Origin of the sequence: Streptococcus sp. UMB0029, assembly GCF_002871495.1 — a bacterium.
Classification (GTDB): Bacteria; Bacillota; Bacilli; order Lactobacillales; family Streptococcaceae; genus Streptococcus.
Genome location: NZ_PNGD01000025.1, coordinates 1 through 6,623 on the forward strand (window position 1 = coordinate 1; position 6,623 = coordinate 6,623).

The 6,623-nt window shown below is 40.7% G+C and carries 5 protein-coding genes, 9 tRNA genes and 1 pseudogene; 14 read left to right on the forward strand and 1 reads right to left on the reverse strand.

Features of this window, described 5'->3' with window-relative positions; all coding sequences use genetic code 11:
• The first annotated feature begins 11 nt into the window (after positions 1-11).
• The 9 genes from CJ239_RS11300 to CJ239_RS11340 all read left to right on the forward strand — a co-directional run bounded on the left by CJ239_RS11300 (position 12) and on the right by CJ239_RS11340 (position 806).
• A tRNA-Pro gene (locus CJ239_RS11300) sits at positions 12-85 on the forward strand.
• A gap of 5 nt (positions 86-90) precedes the next feature.
• Positions 91-164, forward strand: a tRNA-Met gene (locus CJ239_RS11305).
• A gap of 13 nt (positions 165-177) precedes the next feature.
• A tRNA-Ile gene (locus CJ239_RS11310) sits at positions 178-251 on the forward strand.
• A gap of 12 nt (positions 252-263) precedes the next feature.
• Positions 264-353: transfer RNA gene (locus tag CJ239_RS11315), tRNA-Ser, on the forward strand.
• Positions 354-363: 10 nt separating this feature from the next.
• Positions 364-437, forward strand: a tRNA-Met gene (locus CJ239_RS11320).
• A 3-nt stretch (positions 438-440) separates the two neighbouring features.
• A tRNA-Phe gene (locus tag CJ239_RS11325) sits at positions 441-513 on the forward strand.
• A gap of 20 nt (positions 514-533) precedes the next feature.
• Positions 534-604: transfer RNA gene (locus CJ239_RS11330), tRNA-Gly, on the forward strand.
• Positions 605-638: 34 nt separating this feature from the next.
• Positions 639-712, forward strand: a tRNA-Ile gene (locus CJ239_RS11335).
• A gap of 6 nt (positions 713-718) precedes the next feature.
• Positions 719-806, forward strand: a tRNA-Ser gene (locus CJ239_RS11340).
• A 142-nt stretch (positions 807-948) separates the two neighbouring features.
• Here the strand turns inward: CJ239_RS11340 and birA are convergent.
• Positions 949-1,884 carry a bifunctional biotin--[acetyl-CoA-carboxylase] ligase/biotin operon repressor BirA gene (gene birA / locus CJ239_RS11345; protein WP_102211623.1) on the reverse strand — a complete coding sequence of 312 codons (936 nt, stop codon included), beginning with the start codon at positions 1,882-1,884 and terminating at the stop codon, positions 949-951.
• 290 nt (positions 1,885-2,174) lie between these two features.
• On the opposite strand from birA, the gene CJ239_RS11350 reads away from it, so the two are divergent.
• From CJ239_RS11350 to CJ239_RS11370, 5 genes and pseudogenes are all read left to right on the forward strand, one after another.
• Positions 2,175-3,368: an O-antigen ligase gene (locus tag CJ239_RS11350; protein WP_102211624.1), complete on the forward strand. Its 1,194-nt coding sequence runs from the start codon at positions 2,175-2,177 to the stop codon at positions 3,366-3,368.
• Between the two features lie 144 nt (positions 3,369-3,512).
• Positions 3,513-3,956 (forward strand): MarR family winged helix-turn-helix transcriptional regulator, encoded by a 444-nt coding sequence (locus tag CJ239_RS11355; protein ID WP_102211625.1) that lies wholly within the window; start codon positions 3,513-3,515, stop codon positions 3,954-3,956.
• A gap of 37 nt (positions 3,957-3,993) precedes the next feature.
• Positions 3,994-4,182: pseudogene (locus CJ239_RS11360) on the forward strand (polyketide cyclase); the annotation flags it as partial.
• Positions 4,183-4,196: 14 nt separating this feature from the next.
• Positions 4,197-4,925 carry an ABC transporter ATP-binding protein gene (locus tag CJ239_RS11365; protein WP_102211627.1) on the forward strand — a complete coding sequence of 243 codons (729 nt, stop codon included), beginning with the start codon at positions 4,197-4,199 and terminating at the stop codon, positions 4,923-4,925.
• Positions 4,918-6,438 carry an ABC transporter permease/substrate-binding protein gene (locus tag CJ239_RS11370; protein WP_102211628.1) on the forward strand — a complete coding sequence of 507 codons (1,521 nt, stop codon included), beginning with the start codon at positions 4,918-4,920 and terminating at the stop codon, positions 6,436-6,438. The genes CJ239_RS11365 and CJ239_RS11370 overlap by 8 nt, the downstream gene beginning before the upstream one ends.
• The last annotated feature ends 185 nt before the right edge of the window (positions 6,439-6,623 follow it).

Sequence of the window (6,623 nt, forward strand, 5' to 3'; positions counted from 1 at the left end):
TCTATTTAACTCGGGAAGTAGCTCAGCTTGGTAGAGTACTTGGTTTGGGACCAAGGTGTCGCAGGTTCGAATCCTGTCTTCCCGATTCATGGCGGTGTAGCTCAGCTGGCTAGAGCGTCCGGTTCATACCCGGGAGGTCGGGGGTTCGATCCCCTTCGCCGCTATAAAGATCTTGTTGGACCTTTAGCTCAGCTGGTTAGAGCTCTCGGCTCATAACCGAGTGGTCGTAGGTTCAAGTCCTACAAGGTCCATTTGAATAGTACGGAGGATTACCCAAGTCCGGCTGAAGGGAACGGTCTTGAAAACCGTCAGGCGTGTAAAAGCGTGCGTGGGTTCGAATCCCACATCCTCCTTTTTCATTAACGCGGGATGGAGCAGCTCGGTAGCTCGTCGGGCTCATAACCCGAAGGTCGTAGGTTCAAATCCTGCTCCCGCAATAAGGCTCGGTAGCTCAGTTGGTAGAGCAATGGATTGAAGCTCCATGTGTCGGCGGTTCGATTCCGTCTCGCGCCATTTTTACTTATAGTATGTATGCGGGTGTAGTTTAGTGGTAAAACTACAGCCTTCCAAGCTGTTGTCGCGAGTTCGATTCTCGTCACTCGCTTTGAACTTTGTTCAAACTACCAAGTTTTTAACTTGGGCGCGTAGCTCAGGTGGTTAGAGCGCACGCCTGATAAGCGTGAGGTCGGTGGTTCGAGTCCACTCGTGCCCATTAATTGGAGAATTACTCAAGAGGCTGAAGAGGACGGTTTGCTAAATCGTTAGGTCGGGTAACTGGCGCAAGGGTTCGAATCCCTTATTCTCCGTTTTAATGAGAGTTTATAACTCTCTTTTTTTTGATGTTGAGAGCGATTAAAATCGGCTCCATAATATCCATAGGGGATTTACTCACTATAAATGTTATAGAGCCTTTTTATATAGTTTATTTTTTGTTGTATAACTTTGCCATTACTTCCAAGTTTTTAGTGAAATTTCTCCGCTATTTAGCCAGATTTCTTTTCCGTTATCACATTGAACTAAAAGCTTGCCATTTTCTGAGATATCTTTAGCAAGTCCCTTGTAGTCTTTTTGATCTAGTGTGAAAGTAACTTCTTTTCCTAGAACGAATGACTGTTGTTTATATAGGTATAATAACTCATCTGCTGGTGTTTCGAAGAAAGCACGCCAGATTTCTATGATTAATTCATTCCTTGTTATAGGAGCTGGTGATTTAAATAAGCTAGCAGCTTTTTCTTTTAATTCTTGTGGGAAATCATTAATAGTGAAGTTGATTCCTACTCCAATAATGATATCTGTGACTAAGCCTGTTTCTACAGAGGTCATTGCCTCAGTGAGGATTCCTCCAATTTTATGATTTTTGAGGTAGATATCGTTGACCCATTTTATGTCTACATCTATTAAAGTTAGGTTCTTAATGGCTTTGTAGACAGCTCCAGCTACAAGTAGTGTGTAGGATGGTAATTTGTCATAGGCGAGATTTGGTTTAAGATGGAGTGTCATATAAATACCACCTTGTGGTGAGTAGAAGGAACGTTGAAAACGGCCTCGCCCTGCTGTTTGATAGGAAGCTATATAAAGGGTATTTGCTTCATTCCCTAAATCAATTGCTTCTTTTGCATCCAGTTGTGTTGATTTTGTTTCGGGTTTAAAACTGACTTTAATTGGAAGATTTTCTTTTAGAATCTCTGGAAGAATAAGGTCTCCATTCATCAATTTATAGCCTTTGTTTTTGATACTATCAATTTTAATGCCTTCTTGTTCTAATCGCTTGATGGCTTTCCAAATTGATGTTCGGCTTAGGGATAGTTCTTCTGCAATCTTTTCTCCGCTGATATAATCGGTTTCTTTTGCTAGAATTTGGTAGACGGCTTGGTAGGATTTCATAGTGTTTCCTTTCTTTAAGAATAGTATATGATTTGAATCTAGTTTGGATGGTTGCGCCTAATCTATATTTTATTACTACTATTTTAACATATGCCTACTATTTACGGTATGATTTTCTTAGAGAAAATGCAATCGTTAAGATTGAGTTTTGAAATCTTAGTATTTTAGTATTTTTGCTCCCTTTTTACCTAGGAAACGTTTCCTTTGTTTTCAAATTGCTAAAAAAGTGGTACAATAAGGGGTAGCTTACTATTATCTGAATCAACTGATTTGGAGAGAAAGGATTCATTTTGAAATCAATAGGCTTTATTGAAAAGCTGAAAGGGTTGTCTAGTAAAGAGCTGATTTTATTGGGAATTATCCTGAGTATCTTTTTACCCTTTTATCTTTTTGTAGTTGTATTCTGTTTATATATTATCAGTTTGATTTTTACAGGAGATATAAAAAGTATTCTTCAGAAAATGGGAGAGCATCCGATGCTGCTTCTTTTTCTTGGCTATAGTACTGTTATATCCGTTTTTGCACAAAATTGGATGGGAGTTGTAGCTTCAGTAGGAATGTTTCTATTTACTGTTTTCTTTTTGCACTATCAGTCGATTTTATCACATAAATTCTTTCGATTGATTTTGCAGCTCGTCTTGTTTGGTAGCGTCTTGTCAGCTGCTTTTGCGAGTTTAGAACATTTCCAAATTGTGAAGAAATTCAACTATGCTTTTCTTTCACCCAATATGCAGGTGTGGCATCAGAATCGTGCAGAAGTGACCTTCTTTAATCCTAATTATTATGGAATTATTTGTTGTTTCTGTATCATGATTGCCTTCTATCTGTTTACAACGACCAAGTTGAATTGGTTGAAAGTATTCTGTGTGTTTGCAGGCTTTGTGAATCTCTTTGGTTTGAATTTTACGCAAAATCGAACTGCCTTTCCTGCTATTATCGCTGGTGCCATTATTTATCTCTTTACGACTATAAAAAACTGGAAGGCCTTTTGGCTTAGTATTGGAGTCTTCGCCATTGGTTTGAGTTTCCTATTTTCCAGTGATTTGGGAGTTCGAATGGGGACTTTAGACTCTTCTATGGAAGAACGAATCTCTATTTGGGATGCGGGGATGGCCTTGTTTAAGCAAAATCCTTTTTGGGGTGAGGGGCCATTAACCTATATGCACTCTTATCCTCGGATAAATGCTCCTTATCATGAACATGCTCACAGTCTTTATATTGATACGATTTTGAGTTATGGTATTGTGGGGACCATTTTATTGGTTTTGTCTTCTGTGGCTCCTGTTCGCTTGATGATGGATATGAGTCAGGAGTCAGGGAAACGTCCGATTATCGGCCTTTATCTATCTTTCCTTACAGTGGTTGCTGTGCATGGAATCTTTGACCTGGCTCTCTTCTGGATTCAGTCAGGTTTTATTTTCTTGCTAGTTATGTGCAGTATTCCATTGGAGCATCGAACATTGGTATCGGACATGACGGATTAAGTTTATTAGATTCAAATCTTCTACCTTGGGTGGGAGGTTTTTTTGCTAGGAAAAATTATTTCCAAATCGAAATAGTTGACAGTTGGAACGATGAGTGTTACAATTGTTTTATTCATTTCGATATCGAAATAAATTGGAGGTGTTATGAAAGATAGTCATTTGGTAGCCCATCATATTCGTTTGTTGAATGGGCGGATTTTTCAAAAGTTACTGAGCCAAGATCCTGAAGCTCTTTATCGGAGTGAGCAGGGAAAGATTTTAGCGGTTTTATGGAATAGTGAAACTGGCTGCGCAACTGCGACAGATATTGCTCTGGCAACTGGGCTTGCTAACAATACACTGACGACGATGATTAAAAAGCTAGAGGAACAAAATCTTGTAACTATTAGTCCATGTGGAGAAGATAAGCGTAAAAAGTATTTGGTTTTAACAGACTTGGGGCAGTCTCAGAAAGAAGTGGGGCATCGTGTCCGTCAGAAATTGGATACGATCTTTTACAAAGGATTTTCAGAGGAAGAAATTCGTCAGTTTGAAGCCTTTCAAGAAAGAATTTTGCTTAATCTGAAAGAGGAGGAAAATGAGGTTTAAAATGGAGTAAATTAGCTGTTTATAAGTAAAGGCCATGTTTGACTTTGTTTTCCAACTCTTAGGACAAGGAAACTATGTGGTTAGCTATGGTCAGACTCAGATTGATGGCCTTGCCTATGCCCGGTACGATATCTTTCGACTAGAAAACGGGAAAATTGTGGAGCATTGGGACAATAAGGAAGTCATACCTAAGGTAGAAGACTTGACCAATCGAGGGAAGTTTTAAATTGAGGATACAGAATGATTGAATACAAAAATGTAGCTTTACGTTACACAGAAAAAGATGTCTTGAGAGATGTTAATTTACAGATTGATAATGGCGAGTTTATGGTTTTAGTTGGGCCTTCTGGGTCCGGTAAGACAACCATGATCAAGATGGTTAACCGTCTTTTGGAACCGACTGATGGAAATATTTATATGGATGGCAAGCGCATCAAAGACTATGATGAGCGTGAACTGCGTATTTCTACTGGTTATGTTTTACAGGCCATTGCACTGTTTCCCAATCTAACGGTTGCGGAAAATATTGCCCTGATTCCTGAGATGAGGGGCTGGGCTAAGGAAGAAATAGCGAAGAAAACCGAAGAGCTTTTGGCTAAGGTTGGTTTACCAGTGGCTGAATATGGACATCGACTTCCTAGTGAACTATCTGGTGGAGAACAGCAACGGGTTGGTATTGTTCGTGCCATGATTGGTCAGCCTAAGATTCTTCTCATGGATGAACCCTTTTCAGCCTTGGATGCAATTTCGAGAAAACAGTTGCAGGTTTTGACTAAGGAATTGCATAAAGAGTTTGGGATGACAACGATTTTTGTGACCCATGATACGGATGAAGCTCTGAAATTGGCAGACCGTATTGCTGTCTTGCAGGATGGAGAGATTCGTCAGGTGGCGAATCCCGAGACGATTTTAAAAGCTCCTGCAACAGACTTTGTAGCAGACTTGTTTGGAGGTAGTGTTCATGACTAATTTAATTGCAACTTTTCAGGATCGTTTTAGTGATTGGTTGACAGCTCTATCTCAACATTTGCAGTTGTCACTTTTAACCTTGTTACTAGCTATTTTTATCGCGATTCCCTTGGCTGTTTATCTTCGCTATCATGAGAAGTTGGCGGATTGGGTTTTGCAGATTGCAGGGATTTTCCAGACCATCCCGTCTCTGGCCTTGTTGGGGCTCTTTATTCCTTTGATGGGAATTGGGACTTTACCAGCATTGACAGCTCTAGTGATTTATGCGATTTTTCCGATTTTGCAAAATACCATCACTGGGCTAAAGGGAATTGATCCGAGTCTGCAAGAGGCTGGGATTGCCTTTGGGATGACCAGATGGGAACGTCTCAAGAAATTCGAAATTCCACTTGCTATGCCGGTTATGATGTCTGGGATTCGGACGGCAGCGGTCTTGATTATCGGTACGGCAACCTTGGCTGCTTTGATTGGTGCAGGGGGGCTAGGTTCCTTTATCCTTTTGGGAATTGACCGTAATAATGCCAGTCTGATTTTGATTGGGGCCCTTTCTTCTGCAGTGCTAGCCATTGCCTTTAACTTCCTACTAAAAGTGATGGAAAAAGCAAAATTGCGGACGATTTTCTCTGGTTTTGCCTTGGTGACCATATTACTCGGTCTGTCTTATAGTCCAGCTCTTTTAGCTCAAAAAGAGAAAGAAAACTTGGTCATTGCTGGAAAATTGGGTCCAGAACCAGAAATTTTAGCCAATATGTATAAACTCCTCATTGAGGAAAATACCAGTATGACTGCGACTGTTAAACCGAATTTTGGGAAAACAAGCTTCCTCTATGAAGCTTTGAAAAAAGGCGATATTGACATCTATCCTGAATTTACGGGTACGGTGACTGAAAGCTTGCTTCAACCATCACCGAAAGTGAGTCATGAGCCAGAGCAGGTTTATGACGTGGCGCGTGATGGTATTGCCAAACAGGATCATCTAGCCTATCTCAAACCTATGTCTTATCAAAATACCTATGCTGTAGCTGTTCCGAAAAAGATTGCTCAAGAATATGGCTTGAAGACTATTTCGGACTTGAAAAAAGTGGAAGGACAGTTGAAGGCAGGCTTTACTCTCGAATTTAATGACCGTGAAGATGGAAATAAAGGCTTGCAATCAATGTATGGTCTTAACCTCAATGTAGCGACCATGGAGCCAGCCCTTCGCTATCAGGCAATTCAGTCAGGCGATATTCAAATCACAGATGCCTATTCAACAGATGCAGAGTTGGCGCGTTATGATTTGCAGGTCTTGGAAGATGACAAGCAACTCTTCCCACCTTATCAAGGAGCTCCACTCATGAAAGAAGCTCTTCTCAAGAAACATCCTGAGTTGGAGAAAGTTCTCAATAAATTGGCTGGTAAGATTACAGAAAGCCAGATGAGCCAGCTCAACTACCAAGTCGGTGTTGAAGGTAAGTCAGCAGAACAAGTAGCCAAGGAGTTTCTACAAGAACAAGGTTTGTTGAAGAAATAGTTTGAAAATGTCAAACTCAACTTGCTTAAACGACTATAGAAAAGAATGCTCAGATAATGTTGTCTGGGCTTTTTTAGGTACGACGGGCATGTCGTACATCTGAGGTGTAAGTCCTCCGTGGGCACCCGCTACCGGTGAACCCAATAGCGATTCCCAAGCCTGACTATCGTGAGGTAGCGGGGAGA

Coding starts and splice junctions, on each gene's coding strand:
- birA (WP_102211623.1), bottom strand. CDS start 1,884: ATGAAATCCTACCAAGCCGTCTACCAAATTCTAGCAAAAGAAACCGAT.
- CJ239_RS11370 (WP_102211628.1), top strand. CDS start 4,918: ATGACTAATTTAATTGCAACTTTTCAGGATCGTTTTAGTGATTGGTTG.
- CJ239_RS11355 (WP_102211625.1), top strand. CDS start 3,513: ATGAAAGATAGTCATTTGGTAGCCCATCATATTCGTTTGTTGAATGGG.
- CJ239_RS11365 (WP_102211627.1), top strand. CDS start 4,197: ATGATTGAATACAAAAATGTAGCTTTACGTTACACAGAAAAAGATGTC.